This is a genomic window from Kribbella sp. NPDC056345, from assembly GCF_042262745.1.
Classification (GTDB): Bacteria; Actinomycetota; Actinomycetes; order Propionibacteriales; family Kribbellaceae; genus Kribbella.
The window spans coordinates 407210-430390 of record NZ_JBHJQQ010000008.1 but is presented as its reverse complement, the minus strand read 5'-3'; the positions used below and the strand labels follow the sequence as shown (position 1 = coordinate 430390).

The following is a 23181-nucleotide window of genomic DNA, read 5'->3' as shown; positions in this document are numbered from 1 at the left end:
CGTCAGGACTCCGTTGCGCGGCGGAACTCTTCGCGCGGTGCCTGGAGGGTACCGAGCGAGGTGACCTCGCGACGGAAGAACAGCGCCAGGGTCCAGTCGAGGATGACGCGGGCCTTGCGGTTGAAGGTGGGAACGCGGCTGACGTGGTAGCTGCGGTGCACGAACCAGGCTGGCCAGCCCTTGATCTTGATGCCGAACAGCTGGGCCACGCCCTTGTGCAGGCCGAGGCTGGCGACCGAGCCGACGTACTTGTGCTCGTAGTCCTGCGGCGGCTTGCCGTCGACGGTGCGGAGGATGTTCGCCGCGAGCCGGCCGGCCTGGCGAACCGCGTGCTGGGCGTTGGGTGCGCAGTACGCGCCGCTGTCCGACGTCAGGTCCGGTACGGCGGCGTTGTCACCGGCGGACCAGGCATCGGTGACACCCTCGATCCGCAGGTTGGCGAGGCACTTGACCCGGCCCTTCTCGTCCAGCGGGAAGTCGGTGGCGGCCAGCGCCGGGTTCGCCTTCACGCCGGCGGTCCAGACGATCGTGTCGGCGTCGAACTCGTCGCCGTCGCTGAGGACCACGCGGCCCTTCTCGCACGACTCCAGCCGGGTCTCCAGCTTGATGTCCATGTTCCGCTTGCGTAGCTGGTCGACCGTGTACTTGCCGAGGTCCGGGCCCACCTCGGGCAGGATCCGGTTGGTCGCTTCGACCAGGATCCAGCGCATGTCCGCGGGCTCGATGTTGTCGTAGTACCGGGTCGCGTAGCGGGCCATGTCCTCGAGCTCCGCGAACGCCTCGACACCGGCGTACCCACCGCCGACGAAGACGAAGGTCAGCGCCGACTTGCGCAGCGCGGGGTCGGGCTGCGAGCTCGCCACGTCCAGGCGGTCCAGCACCTTGTTGCGCAGCGCGATCGCCTCTTCGACGTTCTTGAACCCGGTCGCCTCTTCCGCGAGGCCGGGGATCGGCAGCGTGCGGGCGATCGAACCGAGCGCGACCACGACCTGGTCGTAGGCCAGTTCGTACTCCGGGCCCTCCTCGGGCATCACCTTCGCGACCTTGTGCGCGTGGTCGATCCCGGTCACCCGGCCGGTCACCACCCGGCACCCCTTGAGCGTCTTACGCAGCGGCACCACCACGTGCCGCGGCTCCACCGAACCAGCGGCCGCCTCCGGCAGGAACGGCTGGTAGGTCATCACCGACCGCGGGTCCACCACGGTCACCCGGATCTTGCCTTTCCTGGCCGCGCGACGCAGTCCGTACGCGGTGTACATCCCGACGTAACCGCCTCCGACGACGAGGATGTGCGGCACCTGGGCTGTCATGCGGTTCACTCTCCCTGAGTGGTTTACGACTTCATGTCTACTTCAGGTTATCCGTTCGTGAAAACTTTCACAAACCCTCTGGGGAGTGATCTCACCCACCGGAATCCCTCGCTGGAGTGACCACCCACAGGCCTATCGTCACCCGGTTCCCCCGCTGCGCCGAGCCATCCACCCACCCGTCACAGAACCGCAAGGCACGGCCTACTCGGTCGGCCCCTCCAGGGCCAGTCGGTACCCACTCGGTGGATCGTTCTCCTGGCTCGCCTGCTGGATCCCGAAATGGACAGTCTCTGTTCCGAACGCGATGAAGTCCGGGTATTCCGTGCCCTCGTAGATCACCGGAAGGCCGAGTTTCTCGTAGAACGCGCGCTCGGCGCCCAGGTCGGAGACGTTCAGGACGGGCGCCAGGCGAGTGAACAGTGATTCGTCGGTCATGAACTGCAGTCTCGACCGGATGTGTCGGGAAGGACAGGTAGTAGTGGTGCCGAGGGAGCGGCGGGGCGGGGTGCTGAGCGTGACTTGGAGCGGTTGGCCGGACCACTACGTGTCCTTGCCGACGGTTAGAGGAGCCGGTAGACCGAGACGTGGGAGGGGGAGTCGGCGGTGAACTCGGTGCCGGACCAGTCGGCGTGGCGGGATTCAAGGGTGAAGCCGGCCAGTTGGGCCATCAGGTCTAGTTCGGCGGGCCAGATGTAGCGGTGTGGGGTGCGGGTGAGGCGGGCCTCGGAGGAGTCCGCGGTGAAGTGGAAGTGGTGGGAGGTGACGTGCTGGTGGAGGACGTCGTAGGTGTCGAGGAGGATGTAACCGGGGTCGGCGATGCCTACGGTGGCGGGGAGGCCGGGTGGGAGGCGGCGGAGTTCGGGGACCCAGAGTTCGATGACGAAGTGGCCGCCGGGGGTGAGGTGGCGGGCGGCGTTGCGGAAGCAGGCGACCTGTTCTTCCTGGGTGAGCAGGTTCGAGATCGTGTTGAAGACCAGGTAGACGAGGGTGAACTCGCCTGGCACCCGGACGGCGGACATATCGCCGATGGTGACCGGGATGGTCGCCTCGTCGGCCTTGGTGCGGAGCTGCTCGACCATCGGCGGGGAGAGCTCGATGCCGCTGACCGGCACGCCGCGGGCAGCCAGTGGTACAGCGACTCGGCCGGTCCCGATCGCGAGTTCCAGGGCTCGCCCGTCGCCGGCGAGTTCGGCCAGCCGCTCGGTCGTCGGGCCGAGGACGTCGTCGGAGAACATGCCGACGCCAGGGGTGTCGTAGGTCGTGGCGATGTCGGTCGTCCAGATGTCGTGACGCCAGCGGAGTTTGTGCTCGCGGTCGTCTTCGGCGTACTGCAGGAAGCCGAGGCGGTCGTAGAGACGGCGGGCGTCGGGGTTGTCGCGCTCGACCCCGAGATCGAGCGGTACGCCGCGACCGGCCGCCTCCTGCTGCAGTTGGCGGATGATCGCCGTACCGATGCCGCGACCCTGCACCGACGGATCCAGCTGGATACCGCAGAGCTCGACGGAACCAGGATGGCGAGCGACGCGGAGGCGGCCGACCGGGCGGCCGTCGACCTCGATGACGCTGGTGCCGGTGGGGTCCTCGGTGATCTGCTCGCGGGACACGTCGGCGAATCCCTCGCGCCAGCCCGGCTCGGCGGCTTCTGGTGAGAGGCGGCCTTGGGCGCGGGTCGCTTCGATGGCGACATCGACCAGGAAGTCGACGTCGTCGAGGGTGGCTGGGCGGAGGGTGTGCATAGCTCAGCACGGTAGGTCGTGGCGACGTCGGGCGGCCACTGGATTTCGGCTGATAGACGTTTGTGAGAAGGGTTGTCCGGAGGTGCGGGCGCGAGGGTCAATGGGATCGTGAATCGCAACCAGGTGCTCGCGGTGGGGCTGGTGATCCCACCGGCAGTGTGTGGTCTGCTCGCGTTCTTGCGCGACAGCTTCGACAATGCGAACGCCGCGCTGGTGCTGGCGGTGGTGATCGTCGGGGTGGCCGCGTTCGGGTTCCGCTCGGCGGGTGTGCTCGCGGCGGTGTCGAGTGCGGTGTGGTTCGACTTCTTCCTGACCGTTCCCTACAACAGGTTCACCATCGACAGTCGCGACGACGTCGAGACCACGATCCTGCTGGTGGTGATCGGTGTCGCGGTCAGCGAGGTCGCGATCTGGGGCCGTCGGCAACAAGCCCGCGCCTCCCGGCACCGCGGCTACCTGGACGGCGTGATCACGACCTCCCAGGCAGTCGCGACCGGTGGATCCACGCAGGAGCTGATCGATCACGTCCGCGCCGAGCTGACCGTCGTCCTGGGCATCGACGGCGTGAAGTTCGTCGCCGGCAACAACCGGACCTCGGCACCCCAGCTCAACCGCGACGGCACGGTGACCCGCGGCGGTCACGTCCTCAAGGTCGAACGCGACGGCCTCCCCACGAACGCCGAGATCGAACTCCCCGTCCAGCACGCCGGCCGCGTCCGCGGCCGCTTCCTCCTCACCGCCGCCACCCACATCGCCCGCCCGGACCTCGAACAACGCCAGGTAGCCGTAGCCCTCGCCGACCAGGTCGCCACTGCCCTCACCACCCAACCCCGGTAATCAGCAATTCCATTGGTGCCCGATTGAAATTGGTGCTGGGGTTTGGGTTTCGGTTGGGGAACGAGGGGTGGATTCTCAGATGTTGTTAAGGGTGGGACCGTAGTATTTCGATACGGCCCCGGATGTGGGTCACCAGGAGGAATGTCATGCAGAGCAGTAACCCGGTCCTGAACCGGTCGAGTGCGTTCGCGCCTGGCCATGGCCAGGCTTATCCGGGGGCCGCTCCGTACGGTCAGCAGCCCGGTCAGTACGGCGGACCGGGTGTGCCGCCCCAGCAGTACCAGGGTGCACCGGCCGGCAGCCGCCCCATGACGTTGGACGACGTCATCGTCAAGACGGCGATCACACTGGGTGTGGTGGCCGCGGTCGGCGCCGTCGCGTGGAACATGGTGCCGGACAGGCTGGTGCTGCCGGCCTTCCTCGGCGGTGCGTTGCTGGCCTTCGCGGTCGCGATGGTGCTGTCGTTCTCGCGCAAGATCAACCCCGCGCTGGTGATGGTCTACGCGGCGCTCGAGGGTGTCTTCCTCGGTGTCGGCAGCAAGGTCATCGTCAACTGGGTCGGTGGTGACTCCAGCATCGTCGTGCAGGCGATCCTGGCCACGATGGTGACGGCCGGCCTGACGCTGGCGGCGTACAAGTACTTCGCGATCAAGGTGACACCGCGCTTCCAGAAGATGGTCATCCTGGCGACGATGGGCTTCGCCGGGGTGCTGCTGGTCAACTTCGTACTGGGCCTGCTCGGGTTCAGCACCGGGATCAGCGGGATGGGCCCGATGGGCCTGCTGTTCGCGGCGCTCGGTGTCGGCCTGGCGGTCTTCAACCTGATCCTGGACTTCGACATGGTGGAGCAGGGCGTCCGCGCCGGCGCCCCGCAGAACGAGGCCTGGCGGGCGGCCTTCGGCCTGACCGTCACGCTGGTCTGGCTGTACTGGAACATGCTGCGCATCCTCGCCATCCTCCGCGGTGGCGACTAGTCAGCAAGCACGATCCGACCCGAGGGGCCGACTCCACCAAGGAGTCGGCCCCTCGGCCGTTCTCCGGAAGGGGATCGTCCGGAATGGGTCCTAGGGTGAGGGCATGGATGAGCTGGGAGCATGGTTCGACACCCCGTCCTTGAGTGCCGGAGCCGCCGTGGTGGGGCGGTGGGCCGACGCCGGGCCGTTGCCGGACATCGACCTGCGGCCAAGTGGTCTCCGAGTCCGACCGGCTCCAGGCGGGCCGGCGCCAACCTCTGATCCGGCTGCGCTGCAGGAGCTGCGGATCGTGTTCGACGCCGTGGACACCGCCGCGGTCAAGGACTTCTGGCGTACGGCGTTCGGCTACCGCGCGACCGGTGGTGAGCGGCTCGTGGATCCACTGCACCGCGATCCGGACATCAGCGTCCTGCCGACCGACGACGTGCGCCCGCTGCGGAATCGCTTCCACGTGGACGTCGTACGGCCGTCCGCGGTGGTCGAGACCGTCCGGGGAGACCGCAAACCGACGGGGGCCTGGGGTGTGATGCTCCCCGACAGCGAAGGCAATGAGCTGGACCTGGTGCCCCAGGATTCGCTCTCGCCCGAAGCCTCGGACTGGCAGACGTTGTTCGCAGCAATGACTTTCTACCCGACGGCATCAGCGGCACAGGCAGTTCAGTTGGTGACGGCTGTTGCCCAGCTCGCCGACGCGGCCGGCATTCCGCTGGGTCTGGATATTCGGGCCGACGGTGTCGTCCTCGACCACGGCAAGGACAAGTGGGAAGAAGCCGGCGAAGCATTCGTCGAGCTGGCGACGCGAATCCAGACCGCGGCGCACGACCTCGGGCTGACCGCGAAGACCGACGAGTTGCGGTTCGTCCAACTGGGGCTGGACGCGGTCGACGTACCGGCTGTTCAGGCGTTCTGGGCAACGGTTCTCGGGTACACCCCGGATCCGCGGGTCGAGGTCGGCGAGATCTACGACCCCCGGAGACTCAATCCAGGGTTCATCTTCCAGCAGCTCGACGCGAGTGAGACCGAGCGACGTCAGCAGCGCAACCGGATCCGGCTCGAGCTCGACATCGCGCACGACCAATTGCCGGCCCGCGTAGCGCAAGCGCTGCAGGCCGGTGGACAGATCCGGGCCGAACAACCAGGTCGTTGCTCACTGACCGATCCAGAAGGCAACGAACTTGACCTGGTGACCCGAAATCCCTTGTAGAACAGGCTGTGCAGGACAAGGAAGGGCCCGCCCCTCCACCTGTAGGGGCAGGCCTTCCGAAAAACTCTTCTCCTGTTCGGCTGTCAGCTCATTCGCCGTTGTGCTTTGACGAGGTCGTACTCATGGACGATGGCGGTTGCGTGCCCATGCGCGAGTTCGTACTCGCTGGAGAGCCACCGCACTCTGTCGTCGAAGCGCAGGAACGACGGTCCGTCGTTCATCAGCTGGAACCACTCGGTCATACCGCGTCCGGTGCATCTGGGCACCTTCTCCACCAAACGCTGGTGCGTTTCCTCGGAGTGGTTCAAGCCCATCGTCGCCTCCCGTTATCGGGGTACCGCGTTGCTATCGACTGTGCACCACAAAGACGCCTACAGGCAAGGCCTTCTTCATGACCGTCTCATTTCAGCTGGCCCATCTCACGAGACACGCGATCAGTACTTCGTGTAGCGAGCCCAGTCATAGGTGGCGGTCAGTCGGCCTGTGTAGTTGAACGGACCCAGCCAGCCATCGACGCCGATGCCGGGCCACAGGTTCATCATCATCCGCATCGGGCGCGTCGGCAGCGCACCGCGGGAGCCGTTCTCCTGGTGTACCAGCCTGCCGTCGACGAACCAGTTGATCGTGCCCTGGTTCCACCATTCGATCGCGTAGTCGTGATAGCCGGCCGCGGCGTCGAAGCCGAGGTTGATGATCTTCTCGTGCCCGCCGACGCCGTTGGTGAAGTAGTTGGTCTGCATCTGGGTGGTGTTCTTGCCGAGGATCTCGACATCGATCTCGTCCCAGGGCTGGTTGTCGCTCGGGCCCGTGTAGGTGAAGAACGCCGTCACCGTGCCGGAGCCCTTGACCGCCTTCATGCGGGTCTCGAACCGGCCGTACGAGTAGAGGTCGTTGGTGCGGTACTCACCGGACGCGTAGGGCTTACCCGAGCAGCCACCGGGGCAGGATGCGTTGTCCAGGTTGAGGCCCATCACCCCGCCGCTGAACCAGACGTGGTCGGCACGCCAGCCGACGTTGAACATCGAGCCGTTGCTCCAGCCATCGGCCTTGTGCCAGCGGCCGGTGTTGAACCCGTCGAAGTTGTCGGTGAAGCTGCCGCCGATCGCGGTGGTGGCGGCCTGACTGCCGGTCGGCGTCAGGGCACCACCCACGAGCGTGAGTACGGCGAGTGCGAGCAAGGCGGGGCGGAACCTGGTCATGCTGACCTCCGGAGCGGTGGGGCGGGCTCCGATCGTGTGTTTGGAAGCGCTCCCAGTCAACCGGCTGCCGGTTCCGGAACTTGATTCAGATGTTAATCAAAGACTCGGACTGGGTCTCCGGCTCCACCCGGTCGACCTCGGCCTTCGGGTGCCGACGGCGGTGCCGCAGCGCGGCCCACCGGCCCCGCGGCCCACGCTCGCGCCCGGCCACTTCGGTCGCCGCGACCTCGGTCCCGGCCGTCCGGGCAGCCTGTACGGCGGCCTCCGCGATCGGCAGGATCGCCTCGCCCCGGAACGATTCGGGGTGCACGAACGACTCCGGCCCGACCCCCATCGCAGCCGCCACGGAAGGCAGTAGCGCGGCGGAGGCAGCGGCGTACCCGATGGCGGACGGGTGGAAGTTGTCCCGCCCCCACATCGTCGGGTCGGCCTTGAAGGCCGGTCCGAGCAGCGAGCCGAGCGAGACCGTCCGCCCGCCGGCCTCGACCACGGCGATGGTCTGCGCCGCGGCGAGCCGGAGGCTCCAAGCGCGGGCGAACTGCCGCAGTGGCGGCACCAGCGGGCGCACCACGCCGAGATCCGGGCAGGTGCCGACGATGACCTCACAGTTCGCCGCGCGCAACCGCCGTACTGCCGCGGAGAGCAAACGGACCGAGACCGACGGCGACATCTGTGCCTTCACGTCGTTCACCCCGATCAGGATGACCGCGACGTGTGGGCCGGCCTGGAGGGCGGCATCGACCTGCTGGGCCAGATCGGTCGACTTGGCGCCGGTCTTGGAGACGTCGACCAGCCGGACCGGGCGCTCGGCCAGATCGGTGAGCCCGGAAGCAAGGATCACCCCGGGCGTCTCGTCCGGGGTGTCGGTGCCGTAACCGGCGGCGCTGGAGTCGCCGAGCATGGCGAACGTGATCGGTAGTCCTGGGTATCTGCCGTACAGACCGCTCCCCGGAGTGGGGTAGTACCGCATCGGCCCGATCACGCGCTTGACGTACTCGGCCTCCGCGGTCAGTACGCCGTACAACGTGGCACCGATGAGTCCGAGTCCCCCGCCCCCGAAGGCAGCGGCCTGGGCGAGCCTCTTGGCCGCCCTGGCTTTGCCTTTACTCATGGGTACAAGGATTACACGCTGTCACCCACAAGCAAGCGAAATAGTGGAAACGACACGACGATCACTACAGTGATGGTGTGCGCTACGCAGAATCTCTCCTGGACCTCGTCGGCAACACCCCGCTCGTGAAGCTGGGCAAGACCACGGACGGGGCCACACCGCTGGTCCTGGCCAAGGTCGAGTACTTCAACCCGGGCGGCTCGGTGAAGGACCGGATCGCGGTCCGGATGATCGAGGCGGCGGAGGCCTCCGGCGAGCTCAAGCCGGGTGGCACGATCGTCGAGCCGACCTCCGGTAACACGGGAGTCGGGCTCGCCATGGTCGCCCAGCAGAAGGGCTACAAGTGCGTCTTCGTCTGCCCGGACAAGGTCAGCGAGGACAAGCGCAACGTGCTCAAGGCGTACGGCGCCGAGGTCGTGGTCTGCCCGACCGCGGTGGCGCCGGAGCACCCGGACTCGTACTACAACGTCTCCGACCGTCTGGTCCGTGAGATCGAGGGCGCCTGGAAGCCGAACCAGTACGCCAACCAGAACAACCCGCGTTCGCACTACGAGACGACCGGTCCCGAGCTCTGGGAGCAGACCGAGGGAAAGATCACCCACTTCGTCGCGGGTGTCGGCACCGGCGGCACGATCACCGGCACCGGCCGCTACCTCAAGGAGGTGTCGAACGGTCGCGTCCAGATCATCGGCGCCGATCCCGAGGGTTCGGTCTACTCCGGTGGTACCGGCCGGCCGTACCTGGTCGAGGGCGTCGGTGAGGACTTCTGGCCTGAGACCTACGACCGCGACATCTGCGACCGGATCATCGAGGTCTCCGACGCGGACTCGTTCGCGCTGACCCGGCGGCTGGCGCGTGAAGAGGCGATGCTGGTCGGCGGCTCAGCCGGTATGGCGGCCGCCGCGGCGATCCGGCTCGCGCACGAACTGAACGACCCAGAGGCCGTGATCGTCGTGCTGCTGCCCGACGGCGGCCGGGGCTACCTGACGAAGGTCTTCAACGACGACTGGCTGGCGCAGTACGGATTCCTCGCGCAGGCACGGCAGGGCACGACGCTCGGTGACGTGCTGGCCGGCAAGGACGGCAGCCTGCCGCCGCTGGTGCACACGCACCCGCACGAGACGATCGCCGAAGCGGTCGCGATCCTGCGCGAGTACGGCGTCTCCCAGATGCCGGTGGTCCGCGCGGAACCACCGGTGATGGCTGCCGAGGTCGCCGGCGCGGTGTCGGAGCGGACGCTGATGGACGCGTTGTACTCCGGCAAGGCGCGGCTGGCCGACATGGTCGAGCTGCACATGGACCCCGCGTTGCCGTCCCTGGGGGCCGGCGAGGCCGTCACGAAGGCGGTCGAGCTGCTCGAGGGTCGGGACGCCCTGATGGTGCTGGACGACGGCAAGCCGGTGGGCGTACTGACCCGGCAGGACCTCTTGGTCCATCTGTCCGCCGACTGACTTCCCAACGGGAAGACTTAACGGTCGACGACCGTAGGCACGATGGCGAGCAGGGCCATCACGACGATGCCGATGACGATGGCTGCTGCTCCCGCGATCTGAAGGATTTCCATAGCTCAAGGTTCCTTCAGACCGCGGCTCCGGACATCGGCCACCGGCATGGTCTTGCGTTCATCCCAAGGTCGTACACGCGACCCTGAGTAGTCATCCTTCAGGAGTGCGGGTCGCCCCTATTTGACCAGCACGAAGTCCGCTGGATCGAGTTTGCGGGTACGGCGCCAGTAGGTGACCGTGAAGTCCGGCCAGATCCCGGAGTTCCGCCCGGTGCCGTCCAGGTACCAGCTGGTGCAGCCGGCGTCCCAGACCGTGCCCTTGAGGTCGTCCTGGAGACCGTCGACGAACTTCTGCTGGACCTCCTCACGCACCTCGACGTACGTCGCCGCCCGGCGCCGGAGCAGGTTCAGCGCCTGCATGACGTAGCGGACCTGCGCCTCGATCATGAAGACCGCGGAGGAGTGGCCGGTGTTGGTGTTCGGCCCGATCAGCAGAAACAGGTTGGGATAGCCGGCGACGGTGATGCCGAGATGGGCGCCGATCCCCTCGCGCTTCCAGTGCTCGCCGAGGTCGGTGCCGTCCTTGCCGAGGATCGGCATCCGGGTCAGGTTCCCCATCACCGAGAACCCGGTGCCGAACACGATCGTGTCGCAGGACCGCTCGATCCCGTCGGCGGTGACGATACCGGTCGGCGTGACCCGGGCGATCGGGGTCGTGACGAGGTCGACGTTGGACCGGTTGAAGGCCGGGTAGTAGTCGTTCGAGACCATCACCCGCTTACAGCCGATCTGGTAGTCCGGGGTCAGCCGGGCGCGTAGGTCAGGGTCCGGGACCTGCTTGCGCAGATGCTGTTTCGCCTGCAGCTCAAGGACTTTCATCAACTTCGGGTTGGCCGCGAACCCGGCACCGCGAGCCTCCAGGGCCCAGTAGATCGTGTTCCGGATGAGTCGCTGCCCGGCCGGGAAGGCGGCGTGCAACCGCCGCTCCCGCGGTCCGATCTCACGGTCCGGCTTCGGCGTGATCCACGCCGCCGACCGCTGGTACACATCCAGTTGCTGGACCTGCGGCGCGATCTGCGGCACGTACTGGACTGCCGAGGCGCCGGTGCCGATCGCAGCCACCCGGCGGCCGGTGAGGTCGTAGCTGTGATCCCAGTGCGCCGAGTGGAACGCCGTACCGGCGAAGGAGTCGAGGCCTGGGAGGTCGGGGTACCTCGGCTCGTGCAGGCCACCGACCCCGGTCACCAGGGCCTGGGTCTCGATCGTCTCGTCGCCGTTGATCGTCACGGTCCACCGGCCGGTCGTCTCGTCGAACGCCGCCTCGGTGACCTCCGCGCCGTACCGGATCTTGTCCGCGACGCCGTACTTGTCCGCGCAGAACTCCAGGTATTCGAGGATCTCGTGCCAGGGGGCGAACATCCTGGTCCAGCGCGGGTTCTGCTCGAACGAGAACGAGTACAGGTACGACGGGATGTCGCACGCGCACCCGGGATACGTGTTGTCCCGCCAGGTGCCGCCGAGCCGGTCAGCCTTCTCCAGGATGACGAAGTCCTCGCACCCGGCCTCTCGCAGCTTGATCCCCATACACAAACCGGCGAACCCGGACCCGATGATCACGACCTCTGTCATAGGCCCCGAGGTTACCGGCGAGTCACCGTCCTGGGAACCGTTGTTGCCTCTTGCTGCCAACTACTTCAGGCGGTGGAGGACTTCGCCGGCGTTCGGTACGACGAGGGTGTCAGGGTCGGCGGCGTAGGCGGCCAGGTCGACGGTGGCTGGGTCCAGGTAGTTGAGGTTTGCGCGGCGGACGACGTCCTCCGGGATTCCGGTTGCGAGCGTGACCTGGACGCGGAGGTGTTCGCCGGTGGCCGGATCCCAGGTGCCGGCGCCGCGGAGGTGGGTCGAGTGCGCGAGGACGCCCCAGTGGAGATCGCGGAACTTCTCCCACTGGCCGACGAAGTAGTCGCGGCAGTGGTAGCCGATCTCCTCGATCTCGGGATGCATCGCGGCGATCTGGGTGACGTGCGGGGCGTACAGGATGACCTCGCCACCGTCGGCGACCACCGGCTCGAGCTTGTAGAAACCCTTGGCCGCGGTCCAGATGTCGGCGTACTTCGCGGGCATCACCGAGACGACCCGGCGGACCGGGTGGTCGAGGTAGGTGATGTGGGTCTGGGCGGAGACCTCGGCGGCTGCCTGCCAGGCCTCGATGGTGCTCCCGAAGGCGATGGCGTGCAGGGCGTCCGTGCCGGACTGGGCGACCACGGCGAGCGCGAGCTTCTCGGCCGGGATCAGCGCGGCCGCCTCGTTGATGAGGGCGCGCACCGGTGTGACGCCGAGCGTGCCGATGATGCCTGCGCTGGTGATCAGGGCACCGAGCCAATGCGAGACGTCGATGACCTCCTGACCGGCGACACCGGGGAAGAAGTACTTGTTGCCGCCGGAGAAGCCGACCACCTCGTGCGGGAAGACCGGGCCGACGACCAGGGCCACGTCGTGCTCGACGACCGCCCGGTTGAGCCGGACCGGGACCTCGTCGTTCAGCATTCCGCCGGAGATCTCGCGAACGCGCTCGGCGCTGATGGTACCGAGGTCGACGAAGGTTTCCGGCTTCCACCACTCGTGATTGAGGACGCCGTCGTACTCGGCGCCGAGGTGTTTGCGGAGCTCGTCCGGTGTCATCTCGGCATGGGTGCCGAGGGCAATCAAGATGGTGAGCTTGCTGACTTTTCCGTGCAGGGCCTGGTGAACCGCGCGGATCAGCAGCGGCAGCGGGCAACTGCGGGTCGCGTCCGGCACGATCACGCAGACACTGCGACCCTCCAGACCGGCGCCGGCCAAGGCATCACCGACGAACGCCGTCACCTCGTCCTCGCTGAGGACCTGACCTGGGCCACCGATGATGCTCACGGCTCCGACCCTACCTATGCGGGTGTGATCGCGTCATCGGCAGGTAAGCGCGGAGTCGTTGACCGCGCCGGTCCGGCGACGCACGATCGAATGATCACCTGGGGGAGTGCACAAAAGGGGAGATGCAGCATGTCCGAGACGATCGAGGGGTGGAGACCGCAGGGTTTCGGCGGAGTGCTCCTGCGCGACGGTGATCCGCAGTACGACGAGGCCCGGGCGATCTTCAACAGCATGATCGACAAGCGGCCGGGGATGATCGCGCAGTGCGAATCGGCCGCCGATGTCCAGGCCGCGGTCCGGTACGGCGTTGAGCGCGGCCTGGAGATCGCCGTCCGGGGCGGTGGACACGGGGTGGCAGGCATGGCCCTGACCGAAGGGGGACTGGTCGTCGACCTGCGCCGCATGAACAGTGTGCAGGTCGATCCCGACGCCCGGATCGCGCGAGTCGGTGGTGGCGCGACCTGGGGGGACTTCGACCGTGCCACGCAGAAGTACTTGCTGGCCACGACCGGCGGCCGGGTGTCGACGACCGGAGTCGCCGGGCTGACGCTCGGTGGTGGATCGGGCTGGCTGGAACGGAAGTTCGGGCTCGCCTCCGACTCGCTGATCTCGGCCGAGCTCGTCACCGCGGATGGGCAGTTGGTGATTGCGGACGAGACGAAGAACAGCGAGTTGTTCTGGGCCCTGCACGGTGGCGGTGGCAACTTCGGTGTCGCAACCGCGCTGACCTTCCGCCTCCATCAGCTACCCGCCGCGACGCTGGCGCTCCTGCTCTGGCCGGCGTCGGCGGGATCCGACGTACTGCGCGAGTATCGGGATCTGTTCGAGAAGGGTGCGCCCGAGGAGCTCGGCGGTGGCGTGATCTACCTGACCGGGCCGCCGGAGGACTTCGTCCCGGAGCACCTGCAGGGTCAGTTGGTCGTCGGTGTCGGGGCGGTCTATGCAGGCACCGAGGCGGAGTTGCGAGCGGCGCTCGGGCCGCTGTTCGCGATGTCGCCGGAGGGCGTCATGGTCGCCGAGATGCCGTACGCCGACATCCAGTCCGCGCTGGACGACCCGCCGGGGTTCCGCAACTACTGGTCGGCCGAACACCTGGCGTCGTTCCCCGATGAGGCGATCCGGCTTTTCGCCGGCCGATCCGCGGAGATGCCGTCCCCGTCCCCGTCGCAACAGGCGGTGCTGCCGTGGGGAGGCGCCGTACGGCGTGCTGCCGAGCGCTGGCCGCAGCCGCATCGGCAGGCGGATTGGGTGGTGCACCCGTTCGGTCTGTGGTCGGATCCGGCCGACGACGAGCGGGGGATTCGCTGGGCCCGCGGCTTGTGCGCGGACCTCGAGGAATGGGCGACCGGCTACGTCTACCTGAACTTCATCGGCAATGAGGGGCGCAACCGCGTGCTCGCCGGTTTCGGCGAGGACAACTATCGCCGGTTGTCCCGGGTCAAGGGCGAGTACGACCCCGGGAACGTCTTCCACCTCAACCAGAACATCGAGCCTGGCTAAGCAGCCGCGGCGTCCCAGACACTGTTCGCGAGCTCGGCGACCTGCAGCAGTTGCTCTCGGGTGGCGCCGTCGCGGGCTTGCTGCGACATGCCTTGGATTGTGGCCGCAAAAAAGGTGGCGAGAGCCTGCGCGTCCGTGCCGGCCGGTAGTTCGCCGGAGTCGACGTCCGTCTGGATGAGGTCGCGGAGTGCCTCGACGTTGTTCTGCCGGATCGCGCGGAGCTGCTCGGCGACCTCGGCCGAAGCGGGGATCGTGTTCTGGGCGGCGCTGATGATCAGGCAGCCGGGTGCGTGGTCTGTCGCCGTGTACTCGGCGGCGGCCTCGCGCAGGATGCGGGTGATCGCCGCGCGGGCGGTCGGCTCCTCGTCGAGGGCCCGGCTGGTGAACGCGCCGTGGGTTGCCTGGTAGCGGGTGACCACCTCGTCGAACAGCCGGCGCTTGTCCCCGAAGGCGGCGTACAGGCTCGGGGCGCCGATGCCGAGGGCGGTGGTCAGGTCGCTGACCGAGGTGGCGTCGTACCCACGCTCCCAGAACGTCAGCAGCGCCTGCTCGAGCGCGGCCTCGCGGTCGAAGGAGCGCGGGCGTCCGCGGCGGGTCTCGGTCATGGACCACATTCTATAACGGCCACTAGAGAATGTGTTACGGTCCTTTCTGTAACGACCACTAGAGAAAGGCTTCGTGAGGATGAGGACTGCATTGGTGACCGGTGGCAGCCGCGGGATCGGGCGGGCGATCGCGCTCCGGCTGGCGGCGGACGGGGTTCGGGTCGGGGTGCACTACGGCAGTGACGACGCCGCGGCGAAGCGGACGGTCGGCGAGATCGAGGAGGCCGGCGGGCAGGCGTTCGCGCTGAAGGCCGATCTGGGGGAGCCGCTGGACGAGTTGTGGGCCGCGTTCGACGCGGCGGCCGACGGGCTGGACGTCCTGGTGAACAACGCCGGGATCGGGAAGCATCAGCCGGTCGCGGACGTGACGCCGGAGTGGTTCGACCGGCTGTTCGCGGTGAACGCCAAGGCGCCGTTCTTCCTGGTGCAGCAGGCGATTCCGCGGCTGCGGGACGGTGGGCGGATCATCAACATCGGGTCCGGCGTGACCCGGATCGCGTTTCCGCAGGACACGGCGTACTCGATGACCAAGGGTGCGCTGAACACGCTGACCCTGGCGATGGCCAAGGAGCTCGGACCGCGCGGGATCACGGTGAACACGGTCGCTCCCGGGATCGTCGAGACCGAGATGAACGGCTGGCTCGCCGATCCGGACGCGGCGCGCGCGGCCGCGGCGTACTCGGTGTTCGACGCGGTCGGTCAGCCGGCCGACGTCGCCGACGTGGTCGCGTTCGTGGCGTCGGGGGACGCGCGGTGGGTCACTGGGCAGACGCTGGATGCGACTGGTGGGTCGCAGCTTTAGTCCACTGGATGTGCACGACGACGGCGTAGGTGATGGCGGCGAGCGGGGCGGCCCAGAGGCGGAAGAACGGTAGCTGGCCGGTGAGGGCGGTCGCCACGAAGATCACACTGAAGAGGATCGCGCCGGTTGCCGCGCCCCGGCGGCGGCTCGCGAGCGCCGTACTGGGGAGTGGGCCGGTGTGCCGATCGAGGATCGTCGCGAGTGTGCCGAGGGCGGTCACTGTGGTGACGGCGAACAGGACGCCGCCGATGATCTCGCCGAACACGATCGCGGCCACGTTGACGGCGGACAGGACTGCGACGAGGACCAGTACGTCGAGGGCGCCGTACAGGAGGTGGTTGCGGTGCCGGCGCCCCAGGTCGGCGCCATCGGCCGACCGCGTGGGGCCTGGGTCGCCTTTGAGGGTTCGGAGGGTCAGGATGATGCCGGCTGCTACGAGGGCCAGTACCGCGAGGCCGGTGATCGACAGGATGACCGACTGGGTGGTGCTGAGGTAGTCCCGAACGTCGCCGTTGCCGAAGTCGCAGGTCGCGGAGGGCGGGAACCAGCTCGTGTGGACCGTTGCGTCCGGGCCGACCGTCGGACCGAGTTTCTTGAAACAGGACTCGCTCGGGTCCCACCAGCTCGGCATCGAGGCCGAGGCGACCACGGACCAGATCAGTCCGAGGACGAGACCAGCAGCCAGTGCCCACCGCTTCAACGCCGCCACGCTCATGTGGTGCCGAGCTGGTAACAGCGCTTGGTGCCGTAGGCAACGAATCCGATCCGGCGAAGAGTGGGTGCGCTGGTCGCGGTGCGGGCGGTGACCAGTGCGAGGGTTGCACCGGCCGCGATCGCGGCCTCGCACCGAGCGGCGATCAGCGCGCGGTAGACGCCGCGACCACGCGCCTTCTCCAGAACGCCGCCACCCCAGAGACCGGCCACATCGCCCAGCAACGTGGACCCGGCCGAGCCCACGATCTCACCGTCGAGCTCCGCCACGAACCGCAGTGGCGACCGTTCACCGCGGGCGATCGCCGCGGCCTCGTGGTCGAGTTCGTTGCGGCTCGGCGGCGGCCAGCCGAACACCTCCGAGTCCACGGCGGCGGCCCGTTCGATGCTCTCGGCATCCAATGCCGGCCGCACCACCACGTCCGGGGGTACGTCGAGTTGGTCGATCAGGTCGGGCGTCAGCTCCCGGGCGAGAATCTCGAGGACCTCGACCTCCTGAAAGCCCTTGGCCTGCAGGACGTCCGCGGTGTCGGCCGGTCGGGTCCGATCATCGACCCACCACCGCAACGCCGTACCGTCGGGTGTGCGGGCCTGCACTTCGGCGATTACCTCGTCGAGCGGCCGGCTCGTTGACGACCACTGCACCGACGGCCCGCGACCGCCGTACACGATCAGCCGGTAGTCCGCAGTCGCAATGTCCTCGGCATCCGGTGGTACCCAGACCCAGTCCGCCGCCGCTTTCAGTGCTCGCTCCCGCATCCGGAAATTCTAGAGCGTGGCGGCGTCCGAGCTGACATGCTTTGGCGATGGTCACTGGATCGGACATCGCCGCCGGGCTGCGGGAACTGGGGTTGGGCGGGTCGTCCGACGTCCTCGTGCACTCGTCGCTGAAATCCTTCGGGTACGTCGAGGGTGGGGCGAAGGCGGTGTGTCAGGCGCTGGTCGACACGTGCCGGACTGTGCTGATGCCGGGCTGGACGTTCGATCTGACCGGGGTTGTGGTGCCGCCGGGGCTGGAGCGGCCGCACAACGCGTATCCGCCGGCGGAGGACTGGGCGACCTTCGACGAGAGCGTTGCGAAGGCGACGGCGTACCGGGACGATCTGCCGGTCGATCGGTGGCTGGGGCGGATTCCCGACGTACTGCGGACGTCTTTTGCACCGTTGCGGAGTTCGCATCCGCTGATGGCGTGGTTGGCCGTGGGGGAGCGGGCGGCGGAGGTGCTGGCGGCGCAGCGGCTCGACTGGCCGCTCGGGCCGATCGAGGCGCTCGGCGGCGACGTCCTGCTGCTGGGAGTCGGGCACACGTCGAACACGACGATCCACCTGGCCGAGCAGCAGCTGGGGCGGTCGCGGTTCTACCGGTACGCGAAGATCGGTGACGGGTCGTGGGCGGAGCTCCCGAACATCTCCGGCTCGAGTGAACACTTCGACCTGATCGAGCCTTTGTTGCGTCCGGCAACCACCGAGGTGATGATCGGCGACTGCCGCGCCCGGCGGGTGCCGATCGCCGCGATTCTTGACGCGACCCGGCAGCTGGTCCTCGACGATCCGGCGGCGATGCTGTGCACGGACGATCACGACACCCGCTGCGGCGCCGCCATCCAGCAGCGGCTACAGCAGTTGTAGGTCGCGTTCGGCGTACAGGCGGTGCTGCCACTCCTCGTTGAGGATGATGCTGAGGCACATCTTGACGTCGTACGCCGCGGCCGGCGGCCAGCTCGGGCCTTCGACCGGGGTGGTCTTGGTGCTCAACTCCTCGTCGGTGAGTTGGTCGACGTAGCGCCGTACGCGCCCCATCCGGTCGTGCCGCAGCGCGAGCACCACGTCGAGGCTCGGCTGTACGGCGAGATCCCAGGGCAACCGCGGATCCGGCGTCGCCCCGTCGTACGGGAGGCTCAACGCATCCCACGGCTCGGGATCACCCTGGATCACCCGGCACAACCACACGTCGGTCGCGTAGACGAGATGCCTGAGCGTCTGGATGAACGACCACTCGCCGTCCACCCGCACATGCAGCTTCTCCTCCGGCAGTTGCCGGGCCCGCTCCACCGTCCCCGCCCACAAGCGTTCGACCACATCCCAGCCCTCGCGGAAACCGTCCGCGTCGGTAGGCCGCATCTTCACCCGCTCCGGATCCCGCCGATCCAGCTCCGCCTCCACCAACGGCGCTACCGCGACCCCGTTGATCACCAGATCCTCGATGTCCCCGTCGATCTGCGCGTTCGCGAACTCCACCCCGCGCATCACCGCCCCGGAGAACCGGACGCGCTCGAACCGCGCACACTGAAAGTCCACGTCCTGCACCAAGCCCTCGCGCAGGTCCTTCTTCGTCAAGTTCTCGGCCATACTCCGCACGCTAACGCCGGTTCCGGACGATCTACGTCCGACTCAGACCAGTCGCTTGGTGAACATCAAGGTGAGGCTGTCGTCGTTGCGGACCGTTTCCATCGGAGGGACCTGGCGGCCGTCGTAGATGAGGCCTCGGCCGTCGGGGATGTAGCCGCGGCGGACGTACATGCGCTGGGCGTTGCCGTAGTCGGGGTAGAGGCCGACGCCGATGCCGACGGTGTCGGAGCGAGTGGCGACGCGGGCTTCGGCGGCGTCCATCAGCGCGGTGCCGATACCTTGGCGGCGGAGTTTGGGCAGGACGTTGAAGTCCTGGATTTCGGGGATACCGCCGAACGGCTCGTACGGCGACTCCCAGCGGACCGTGACATAGCCGGCGTACTCGCCGTCGACCCACGCCACCAGCACGTCGCGGATGCCTTCGCTCTGCTGCACCAGGTACTTCTCGTACTGCGTGACCGGCTTGTTCCAGCCGATCTCGTCGAAGGCGGCGGCGATGACCGGCGGGTCCTCGGGCTGCAACGCGCGAATGGCGAGATCCATGGCTCGCAGCCTAGGTTTCGGGCTCCTGGAAGTCTTCTGGTTTTGCGTCGGGTAGCGGACACGACCTGACCGCTACCGCTTTTAGAGTCGAACCATGACGACGAACGAGCGGGACGACATCCTCGACTTCCTGAGCAAGCACCGGTACTTCCTGCGGAGTGCCGCCGAGGGACTCACCGACGAGCAGGCGAGCACCCGCAGCACGGTCAGCGAACTGACGGTCGGCGGGCTGATCAAGCACGTCAGCGCGGTCGAGCAGCACTGGGCCGACTTCGCGCGGACGGGTGTCAGCGAAGAGACGCCGACCGAGTTCACCCCCGAGGTGCTCGCCGCCTGGGCCGACCAGTTCCGGCTGATCGACGGCGAGACGCTGGCCGACGTACTGGCGTCGTACGAGAAGGTCGCCGCCGCGACCGACGACCTCGTCCGCACCCTCGACCTCAACGCCAGCTACGAACTCCCCACGGCCCCGTGGCAGCCCCCGGGCGTCTTCTGGTCGGTCCGCCGCGTCTTCCTGCACATAACAGCCGAGACCGCCCAGCACGCCGGCCACGCCGACATCATCCGCGAGTCCATCGACGGCAAAAAGTCCATGGGCTGACCATCCCAACGTACGTACCAGCCTGCCGTTGGGTGCACAAGGACAGGAGGTAGTCGTATACGCCGCCGCCCGCCTGGCATACCGCCGAAAGTGCCGGTCGCACACCTATACGTCCTGTCCTTACGGCGAACCACAGTGCTGCGGCAGGCGTCCCCAATGAGGTGAACGAATCATCGCGGGACCTCTACCTGGTCAGACACGCCGAGGCCGGCCCTGACGAGACCGGCCTCACCGAACGCGGCCGCCGCCAGGCTGTCCTGCTCGGCGAACGCCTACGGGACATCCCGTTCAGCACGATTCACCACAGCCCTCTCCCACGAGCCGTCCAAACCGCTCGCCTCATCAACCACCAAGCCCCGCTACACCCGTCCGAAGCGGCCGGCGACTACATCCCGCACGTCCCGCACCGCGACGACCTCCCACCGGACTCGGCCGACTACTACTTCGACTTCCTCCACCAAGCCACGTCTGAAGAACGCACCACTGGCCCCCGCCTGGCCGACGAAGCCCTCGCCCAGTTCACCGGCCCAGCAACCGGCGGCCACGAACTCCTGATCACCCACAACTTCCTCATCGCCTGGCTGGTCCGCGACGCCCTCGGCACCCCACCCTGGCGCTGGCTGACCCTGACCCACTGCAACGCAGCCCTAACCACCATCCGCTACACCCCCCACCGCCCCCCAACCCTCCTCACCTACAACGACATGTCCCACCTACCCCCATCCCTCCAATGGACCGACTTCTGAGGAGGCAGTCGATCACTCAGATTCCTGCAGGATGAGCTCCTCGCCGTCGTACCAGCCAACCGTGTCGACCTGAGTCAGTACGCCGGGCGAGCGCTCGAGGAAGGTGATGAGTTGGTTGGCGGCCGCCACGGACTCGTCGTACCGCGACATCAGGATCTGCATGCCCACCACAGCAGACGCCGTTGCCAGGTGTGCTTCCACCTTCTGACGTGCCGCAGGCGTTCCCTCCAGGTCAGCGAGGAACTCCAACTCCTCCGCCAGTTCCTCGCGAACCTCGTCGCCGACCGTCAGGTCCGCAGCCAGTACGACGGCTCCACGCGCATCGTGAATCTCGAAGTCGGCCCAATCGCTTCCGCTGACCACGAACCCCGCGTCCTGCTCGCCCATGAACGCAACAAGCTCAGCAAACTCGTGCCCGGGCCAACTCGTGATGACCGCACGCATGTAAAGGCCCACGCCCGCATGTTGCCATAGCGACTGCCGGAAAGGACGGGCGTCGGCGGATCTCGAGGATGCTGTTGCTGTGGAACGAGATCTTGACCGACTCGAGGCGGTCGCCAAGCTGCTCACTCGTGACATGCGCCGGACGCTTGGCAAGGGATGGTGGTGCCGGCTGGACGACCCGTACGTCGTGACAGTCACCGACGGACGGCGTACGGAGCGCGTGCTGTTGGACGCGCGGGTTGACGAGGAGAACTGGCCGGCGGAGGCGTGGGCAGCCGGCCTTCGTGAGCACACGATGGCGGACGACGCAGCGGATGCGGTAGCTGGAGAGGTTCTCGAGGTCATGCGGCTGTGGGATATCGGATGGCCGTTATGCACCGAGCACGGGCGAGTGGCTGACGTGTGCAGCTCGACCTGGGTGTGTCCTGGGCCGCGGTCCCATGACCTCGGCTTGCTTGGAGCTTTGCCGGGCTTCGGGTAGGCGCGTCCCGGGGGCTGGGACTACTGGTCGCGGTCGGGTGAGTGCTGCCAGTAACCTCGGGGGACAGCCGCGCGCCGCCGCCCCGAGGAAGCGCGACTAGCCTCGGAGGGTTCTGTGGACGTCCGATCCGGATTCAGCAGGCGTCGTTTTCTTGGCATTGGTGCGGCTGCGGTGGGTGCGGTCACGGTGGGACCGCGGCGGGTGGTTGAGGGGGAGATCGACTATGCGGGGTTGAAGGCTGCGATGACTGGGAGGTTGTTGCGGCCTGGGGATTCGGGGTATGCGGAGGCTGCGCGGACGTGGAATCTGGCGTTGCCGGCGCGGCAGCCGGCGGCGGTGGCGCAGGTGGCGAATCAGGCTGATGTGATTGCGTGTGTTCAGAAGGCTGCTGGTCGGGGTGTGCCGTTTGCGGCTCGGTCGGGTGGGCACAGCTATGCCGGTTACTCGACGCCGGATGCGGGTGTGGTGGTGGATGTGGCCGCCCTCAAGCACGTCAGTGTGCGGTCGGACAACACGGTTGCCGTAGGTGCGGGGGCCAAGCTGATCGACGTGTACGCCGGTCTGGCCGCGAGCAACCGGGCTTTGCCGGGTGGCACGTGTTCCACGGTTGGGATTGCGGGGCTCACGCTCGGCGGCGGCATCGGCGTACTGACTCGGCCGTTCGGTCTCACGTGTGACCTGTTGAAGTCGGCGACTGTGGTGACGGTGGATGGTGCGGTTCATACCGTTGATGCGCAGCGGGATGCTGAGTTGTTCTGGGCGCTGCGGGGTGGCGGCGGTGGGCATGCCGGGATCGTCACGGAGTTCGTGTTCACCACGGTTCCGGCGCCGAATCCGATCACCTTCGAGCTCGCCTTCGCGGCTAGTCGTACGGCGAATGTCCTTGCCTCGTGGACATCCTGGCAGTCTGCCGCTCCGGACGGTCTGACGACGACGCTCTCGGTCAGTGCCGGGTCGTTGCCCAGTAACAACATCACCGGGACGTGGCTGGGTTCGATCAGCAACCTCGACCAGCACCTCAATGCGCTGGTTTCCGCGGTCGGTTCCGCGCCGACCACTCGGACCACGAAGCAGCGCAGCTATCTCGATGCCATGCAGCACTACGCGGGTTGCGAGGCCAAGCCCATCAGCGCCTGCTACCTCAACACCGAACCCGGCGGCACCATCTCGCGCGAGAGCTTCCGCGCCGGTTCGCGGATGCTCGCCACCAACCTCAGCAAGTCGCAGGCCGACCAGGTCGTCGACATCATGCGCGGCCAGCGCGACATGATCCTCCTCTTCGACGCCCTCGGCGGCAAGGTCAAGACCCTCGGCACCTCCGACACCGCCTACCCACACCGCTCAGCCGTGGCCTCGGTCCAGATCTACACCTGGAACGCCGCCAACAGCCCCGGCATCACCGCCGTCCAGAACTCCCTCACCCCAGTCGCCGGCCCCGGCTCCTACGTCAACTACCTCCACCCCGAACAAACCAACTGGGGCACAGCATTCTGGGGCCCCAACCGCCCCCGCCTCAAAACCACAATCCAGTCCTACGACCCCAACCACGCCTTCGACTTCCCCCAGTCCGTCCTCCGCACCTGAAAATGACAGGCGCTCGCAGTGTGGGAAGTGC

At 67.4% G+C, this 23181-nt stretch carries 25 protein-coding genes; 11 read left to right on the top strand and 14 right to left on the bottom strand.

Annotated features, from left to right (window positions below; all coding sequences use genetic code 11):
• Nucleotides 1-2: 2 nt before the first annotated feature.
• From ACFCV3_RS28785 to ACFCV3_RS28775, 3 genes are all read right to left on the bottom strand, one after another.
• Complete coding sequence (locus ACFCV3_RS28785) at nt 3-1310, bottom strand: NAD(P)/FAD-dependent oxidoreductase (RefSeq protein WP_376035035.1); 1308 nt, start codon at nt 1308-1310, stop codon at nt 3-5.
• Between the two features lie 201 nt (nt 1311-1511).
• Complete coding sequence (locus ACFCV3_RS28780) at nt 1512-1745, bottom strand: hypothetical protein (RefSeq protein WP_376035033.1); 234 nt, start codon at nt 1743-1745, stop codon at nt 1512-1514.
• 125 nt (nt 1746-1870) lie between these two features.
• A complete protein-coding gene (locus ACFCV3_RS28775) occupies nt 1871-3046 on the bottom strand; it encodes a GNAT family N-acetyltransferase (RefSeq protein ID WP_376035031.1) in 1176 nt (391 codons plus the stop codon).
• A gap of 108 nt (nt 3047-3154) precedes the next feature.
• On the opposite strand from ACFCV3_RS28775, the gene ACFCV3_RS28770 reads away from it, so the two are divergent.
• The 3 genes from ACFCV3_RS28770 (at nt 3155) to ACFCV3_RS28760 (ending at nt 6061) form a co-directional block, all read left to right on the top strand.
• Nucleotides 3155-3883 (top strand): DUF4118 domain-containing protein, encoded by a 729-nt coding sequence (locus ACFCV3_RS28770; protein ID WP_376035029.1) that lies wholly within the window; start codon nt 3155-3157, stop codon nt 3881-3883.
• Nucleotides 3884-4029: 146 nt separating this feature from the next.
• Nucleotides 4030-4857 (top strand): Bax inhibitor-1/YccA family protein, encoded by an 828-nt coding sequence (locus tag ACFCV3_RS28765; RefSeq protein WP_376035027.1) that lies wholly within the window; start codon nt 4030-4032, stop codon nt 4855-4857.
• A 103-nt stretch (nt 4858-4960) separates the two neighbouring features.
• Nucleotides 4961-6061: a VOC family protein gene (locus tag ACFCV3_RS28760; protein WP_376035025.1), complete on the top strand. Its 1101-nt coding sequence runs from the start codon at nt 4961-4963 to the stop codon at nt 6059-6061.
• A gap of 83 nt (nt 6062-6144) precedes the next feature.
• On the opposite strand, the gene ACFCV3_RS28755 is transcribed toward ACFCV3_RS28760, so the two are convergent.
• The 3 genes from ACFCV3_RS28755 to ACFCV3_RS28745 all read right to left on the bottom strand — a co-directional run bounded on the left by ACFCV3_RS28755 (nt 6145) and on the right by ACFCV3_RS28745 (nt 8371).
• A complete protein-coding gene (locus ACFCV3_RS28755) occupies nt 6145-6375 on the bottom strand; it encodes a DUF4287 domain-containing protein (protein ID WP_376035023.1) in 231 nt (76 codons plus the stop codon).
• A 120-nt stretch (nt 6376-6495) separates the two neighbouring features.
• Nucleotides 6496-7260 carry a glycoside hydrolase family 16 protein gene (locus ACFCV3_RS28750; RefSeq protein ID WP_376035021.1) on the bottom strand — a complete coding sequence of 255 codons (765 nt, stop codon included), beginning with the start codon at nt 7258-7260 and terminating at the stop codon, nt 6496-6498.
• Nucleotides 7261-7345: 85 nt separating this feature from the next.
• Nucleotides 7346-8371: an SGNH/GDSL hydrolase family protein gene (locus ACFCV3_RS28745; protein WP_376035019.1), complete on the bottom strand. Its 1026-nt coding sequence runs from the start codon at nt 8369-8371 to the stop codon at nt 7346-7348.
• Nucleotides 8372-8448: 77 nt separating this feature from the next.
• Between ACFCV3_RS28745 and ACFCV3_RS28740 the strand changes: the two genes are divergently transcribed.
• Nucleotides 8449-9822 carry a cystathionine beta-synthase gene (locus ACFCV3_RS28740; protein WP_376035017.1) on the top strand — a complete coding sequence of 458 codons (1374 nt, stop codon included), beginning with the start codon at nt 8449-8451 and terminating at the stop codon, nt 9820-9822.
• A 230-nt stretch (nt 9823-10052) separates the two neighbouring features.
• Here ACFCV3_RS28740 and ACFCV3_RS28735 read toward each other — a convergent pair whose 3' ends face one another.
• Together ACFCV3_RS28735 and ACFCV3_RS28730 are read right to left on the bottom strand one after the other, a co-directional pair.
• Nucleotides 10053-11504, bottom strand: coding sequence for a flavin-containing monooxygenase (locus ACFCV3_RS28735; RefSeq protein WP_376035015.1), 1452 nt, complete (start codon nt 11502-11504; stop codon nt 10053-10055).
• 60 nt (nt 11505-11564) lie between these two features.
• A complete protein-coding gene (locus tag ACFCV3_RS28730) occupies nt 11565-12785 on the bottom strand; it encodes a lactate racemase domain-containing protein (protein ID WP_376035013.1) in 1221 nt (406 codons plus the stop codon).
• 129 nt (nt 12786-12914) lie between these two features.
• Here ACFCV3_RS28730 and ACFCV3_RS28725 point away from each other — a divergent pair, with 129 nt between their 5' ends.
• Nucleotides 12915-14285, top strand: a complete 1371-nt coding sequence (locus ACFCV3_RS28725) for an FAD-binding oxidoreductase (protein ID WP_376035011.1) — start codon at nt 12915-12917, stop codon at nt 14283-14285.
• Here the strand turns inward: ACFCV3_RS28725 and ACFCV3_RS28720 are convergent.
• Complete coding sequence (locus ACFCV3_RS28720; RefSeq protein WP_376035009.1) at nt 14282-14890, bottom strand: TetR/AcrR family transcriptional regulator; 609 nt, start codon at nt 14888-14890, stop codon at nt 14282-14284. The genes ACFCV3_RS28725 and ACFCV3_RS28720 overlap by 4 nt on opposite strands.
• Before the next feature lie 79 nt (nt 14891-14969).
• Between ACFCV3_RS28720 and ACFCV3_RS28715 the strand changes: the two genes are divergently transcribed.
• Nucleotides 14970-15692 (top strand): SDR family oxidoreductase, encoded by a 723-nt coding sequence (locus ACFCV3_RS28715; protein WP_376035007.1) that lies wholly within the window; start codon nt 14970-14972, stop codon nt 15690-15692.
• On the opposite strand, the gene ACFCV3_RS28710 is transcribed toward ACFCV3_RS28715, so the two are convergent.
• Nucleotides 15649-16401: a hypothetical protein gene (locus ACFCV3_RS28710; RefSeq protein ID WP_376035005.1), complete on the bottom strand. Its 753-nt coding sequence runs from the start codon at nt 16399-16401 to the stop codon at nt 15649-15651. The genes ACFCV3_RS28715 and ACFCV3_RS28710 overlap by 44 nt on opposite strands.
• 2 nt (nt 16402-16403) lie before the next feature.
• Complete coding sequence (locus ACFCV3_RS28705; protein WP_376035003.1) at nt 16404-17162, bottom strand: GNAT family N-acetyltransferase; 759 nt, start codon at nt 17160-17162, stop codon at nt 16404-16406.
• A 47-nt stretch (nt 17163-17209) separates the two neighbouring features.
• On the opposite strand from ACFCV3_RS28705, the gene ACFCV3_RS28700 reads away from it, so the two are divergent.
• A complete protein-coding gene (locus ACFCV3_RS28700; RefSeq protein ID WP_376035001.1) occupies nt 17210-18031 on the top strand; it encodes an AAC(3) family N-acetyltransferase in 822 nt (273 codons plus the stop codon).
• Here ACFCV3_RS28700 and ACFCV3_RS28695 read toward each other — a convergent pair.
• The gene (locus tag ACFCV3_RS28695) at nt 18017-18751 is read right to left on the bottom strand and encodes a DinB family protein (RefSeq protein WP_376034999.1); all 735 of its coding nucleotides are present in this window, start codon (nt 18749-18751) and stop codon (nt 18017-18019) included. The genes ACFCV3_RS28700 and ACFCV3_RS28695 overlap by 15 nt on opposite strands.
• A gap of 42 nt (nt 18752-18793) precedes the next feature.
• Nucleotides 18794-19294, bottom strand: coding sequence for a GNAT family N-acetyltransferase (locus ACFCV3_RS28690; RefSeq protein ID WP_376034997.1), 501 nt, complete (start codon nt 19292-19294; stop codon nt 18794-18796).
• Between the two features lie 94 nt (nt 19295-19388).
• Here ACFCV3_RS28690 and ACFCV3_RS28685 point away from each other — a divergent pair, with 94 nt between their 5' ends.
• Entirely contained in the window at nt 19389-19895 is a 507-nt protein-coding gene (locus ACFCV3_RS28685) for a DinB family protein (protein ID WP_376034995.1), read from the top strand.
• A 161-nt stretch (nt 19896-20056) separates the two neighbouring features.
• A complete protein-coding gene (locus ACFCV3_RS28680) occupies nt 20057-20641 on the top strand; it encodes a histidine phosphatase family protein (RefSeq protein ID WP_376034993.1) in 585 nt (194 codons plus the stop codon).
• A 12-nt stretch (nt 20642-20653) separates the two neighbouring features.
• On the opposite strand, the gene ACFCV3_RS28675 is transcribed toward ACFCV3_RS28680, so the two are convergent.
• A complete protein-coding gene (locus tag ACFCV3_RS28675) occupies nt 20654-21097 on the bottom strand; it encodes a hypothetical protein (RefSeq protein ID WP_376034991.1) in 444 nt (147 codons plus the stop codon).
• A gap of 67 nt (nt 21098-21164) precedes the next feature.
• Between ACFCV3_RS28675 and ACFCV3_RS28670 the strand changes: the two genes are divergently transcribed.
• Complete coding sequence (locus ACFCV3_RS28670) at nt 21165-21566, top strand: hypothetical protein (protein ID WP_376034989.1); 402 nt, start codon at nt 21165-21167, stop codon at nt 21564-21566.
• 243 nt (nt 21567-21809) lie between these two features.
• Nucleotides 21810-23150 carry an FAD-dependent oxidoreductase gene (locus tag ACFCV3_RS28665; RefSeq protein WP_376034987.1) on the top strand — a complete coding sequence of 447 codons (1341 nt, stop codon included), beginning with the start codon at nt 21810-21812 and terminating at the stop codon, nt 23148-23150.
• Nucleotides 23151-23181 lie beyond the last annotated feature (31 nt).